Below are 3,080 nucleotides of genomic sequence, written 5' to 3'. Positions count from 1 at the left end.
GCAGGTGTGGGCCGCCAGCGCGCCGCTCGCCGAGGGGCTGGCGCGCCAGCTCCGGCTGCTCGGCCTGGAGACGGTGATCGTCGGCGAGGAGCGCTGGTTCGCCGAGGCCGCCGCCGTGCCCGCGCGGCTGTGGCTGGTGGCCCCGCCGGGCGCGGGGAGGGCGGCGCGCGAGATCCCGATCCATCGCGACCGGACGAGCGCGCCGACGCCCGAGGCCGCCACCCTGCCGTTGATGCCGCGCGCACTGTGTTGGCAGCTCGGCATGGCGCTCGGCGCCCCCGAACTCTTCCCCGCGCCCGACTCGCCCCGCCCCGAGCCGGCGGCGCCGACGCCGACGGCAACGGCCGCCACCGGCCCGATCCTGCTGGTCGAGGACAGCGAGGCCAACCGTCTGGTGGCGCTGGCGATCCTCGAGCGCGCCGGCTACCGGGTCGAGACCGCCGCCGACGGTCATCAGGCGCTCGCCGCGCTGCGCGCGCGCCCCTATGCGCTGGTGCTGATGGACGTCTCGATGCCGGGGATGGACGGGCTGGAGGCGACCCGGGCGATCCGCGCGCTGCCCGGCGAGCGCGCCCGCGTGCCGATCGTGGCGATGACCGCCAACGCCTTCAGCGAGGATCGCGAGCGCTGTCTGGCCGCCGGCATGGACGACTATCTGAGCAAGCCGGTGGTGCGCGCCGAGCTGTTCGCCGCCCTCGCGCGCTGGCTCGGTGGCGCGCGCCCCGAGGATGCGCCGGTCGGCGCATCGGCCGGGGAGCGCGCGGCGCCGGCGCAGGCGGTCGGGGTGCTCGATCTCGGGGTGATCGACGAACTCGCCGAGGAGATGGGCGAGGACTTCCTCGTCGGCATGCTGCAGACCTTCGAGATCGAGACCCGGCGACGGGTGGCGTGCATCGAACAGGCCTGGGAGGCCGGCGAGATCGCCCAGCTCGAACACGAGGCCCACACCCTCAAGGGCGCCTCCGGCACCTTCGGCGCTCGCGCGCTGCAGGCGCTCGCCTTCGACTGCGAGCAGGCCGCCCGCGCCGCCGACCGCGACCGTCTGGCGCCGTTGATCGCGCGGCTGCGCGGCTGCGCCGAGCAGGCGCTGGAGGCGCTTGTGCAATGCTTCGCGAAGGGCGGGGACGGCCCGCGCGGTTCTGCTCGGGACTGAGCTCGCCCTTGGCCTCGACGGCGCCGCGCGACGAGCGCGCCCTGGTGCTGCTCGAACCGTCGGACGGCGCGGCGGATGAAGCCGCCGCGCACGATCCCTATATCTGAGGCTCGACCATCGGAGTGGCGATCGCTCCCGCGCGGGGCGGTCGCCGACGCGCCAACGGACCAGGACGCCCGCCATGGAGCAGACACCCCCCAGCATCCTGATCGTCGAGGACAGTCAGGTCCTGCGCGAGGTCTACAGCGGCTACCTCGCCACCGAACCCTATCGCGTCGCGGCCGTCGAGACCGGCGCCGAGGCGCTCGCCGCGCTGGCCCGGCACCCGCCGCACGCGATGCTGCTCGACCTGCGCCTGCCCGACATGGACGGCATGGAGATCCTCCGTCACGTCGGCGCGCAGCGACTGCCGACGGCGGTGGTGATCATCACCGGGCACGGCTCGGTCGACCTTGCCGTCGACGCCATGCGCGAGGGCGCCTTCGACTTCATCGAGAAGCCCTTCAACGCCCGGCGTCTGCGCGTCACCCTGCGCAACGCGCTCGAGCGCCAGCGTCTCTCCAGCCTGCTCGACTCCATCCAGGAGACCTTCGACCGCGACCGCTACCACGGCTTCATCGGCGCCTCGCTGGCGATGCAGGCCGTCTACCGGGTGATCGACAGCGCCGCGGCGAGCAAGGCCACCATCTTCATCACCGGCGAGAGCGGCACCGGCAAGGAGGTCTGCGCCGAGGCCATCCACCGCCAGGGACCGCGCCGCGAGGCGCCCTTCGTCGCCCTCAACTGCGGCGCCATCCCGCACGACCTGATGGAGTCGGAGATCTTCGGTCACGTGCGCGGCGCCTTCACCGGCGCGGCGCGCGACCGCGTCGGCGCCGCCGGACAGGCCGACGGCGGTACCCTGTTTCTCGACGAGATCGGCGAGATGGACCTCGATCTCCAGACCAAGCTGCTGCGTTTCGTCCAGACCGGCAGCTTCCAGCGCGTCGGCTCCACCCGCCAGGAGGCGGTCGACGTGCGCTTCGTCTGCGCCACCAACCGCGACCCGCTCAAGGAGGTCGCCGCCGGGCGCTTCCGCGAGGACCTCTACTACCGTCTCCACGTCATCCCCATCGAACTGCCGCCGCTGCGCGCCCGCCAGGACGACATCCTGCTGCTCGCCGAACACTTCCTCCAGGGCTTCGCCGCCGAGGAGGGCAAGGCGTTCCAGCGCTTCGCCCCGGCCACCGCGGCGCTGCTGCGCGACTACCACTGGCCGGGCAACGTCCGCCAGCTGCAGAACGTCATCCGCAACGTCGTCGTGCTCCACCAGGGCGAGACCGTCGACCCCGAGATGCTGCCGCCGCCGCTCTCCGAACACCTCATCACCCCGCCGCGCGCCACCCCCGCCGAACCCGCCCAACCGGCACCCGCCGCCGCCCCCACCACCACGCCCGACCCCGGTATCCAACCCCTGTGGCGTGTCGAACGCGAGGCCATCGAACGCGCCATCGCCCACTGCGACGGCAACATCCCCCGCGCCGCCGCCCTCCTCGAAGTCAACCCCTCGACGCTGTATCGGAAGCGGCAGGCTTGGCAGAGTGGGGAAAAATCGCTATAAATAAAATGGGTAGTGCCCTGACTGATAGGATTTTGAATCGCTCGATGTTTTTGAGCTTTCCCGCAATGAATCACACGCACATCGTAGCGTTGTAGTGATGAATGAAGCTCCAGAGTGCACCCAGATGGTTTTCCTGGTTCTTCGAGAAAGCAAGCGACTTTCTCACCAAGCGGGAGATACGCTGCCGGAGTGTACCGTTGAACCGTTCGATGTGGTTGGTTTCCCCTTGTGACTTCGCACTGGGATAATGTCGGTGTGCCGGGATGATCCGCGCATAGGCGCTCCAGAAATCTGTGTAGACGGGAGCGGAAGTCTGATATTGCGCTG

3 protein-coding genes are annotated in these 3,080 nt (G+C 70.7%); 2 read left to right on the top strand and 1 reads right to left on the bottom strand.

What is annotated here, in order from left to right; translation table 11 throughout:
* Positions 1 to 1,153: hybrid sensor histidine kinase/response regulator (locus EBL84_RS16665; protein ID WP_148040331.1), on the top strand; the 1,153-nt coding region annotated here is incomplete at its 5' end.
* A gap of 181 nt (positions 1,154 to 1,334) precedes the next feature.
* A complete protein-coding gene (locus EBL84_RS16660) occupies positions 1,335 to 2,753 on the top strand; it encodes a sigma-54 dependent transcriptional regulator (protein WP_123141801.1) in 1,419 nt (472 codons plus the stop codon).
* Positions 2,754 to 2,823: 70 nt separating this feature from the next.
* Here EBL84_RS16660 and EBL84_RS16655 read toward each other — a convergent pair.
* Positions 2,824 to 3,080: IS1 family transposase (locus tag EBL84_RS16655; RefSeq protein WP_255420162.1), on the bottom strand; the 257-nt coding region annotated here is incomplete at its 5' end.

This window comes from Marichromatium sp. AB31 (genome assembly GCF_003718685.1).
GTDB lineage: Bacteria > Pseudomonadota > Gammaproteobacteria > Chromatiales > Chromatiaceae > Marichromatium > Marichromatium gracile.
This window is presented reverse-complemented; position numbering and strand designations above follow the sequence as displayed.

Excerpts from the sequence above, each read along its gene's own strand:
- EBL84_RS16660 (WP_123141801.1), top strand. The coding sequence starts at position 1,335 with ATGGAGCAGACACCCCCCAGCATCCTGATCGTCGAGGACAGTCAGGTC.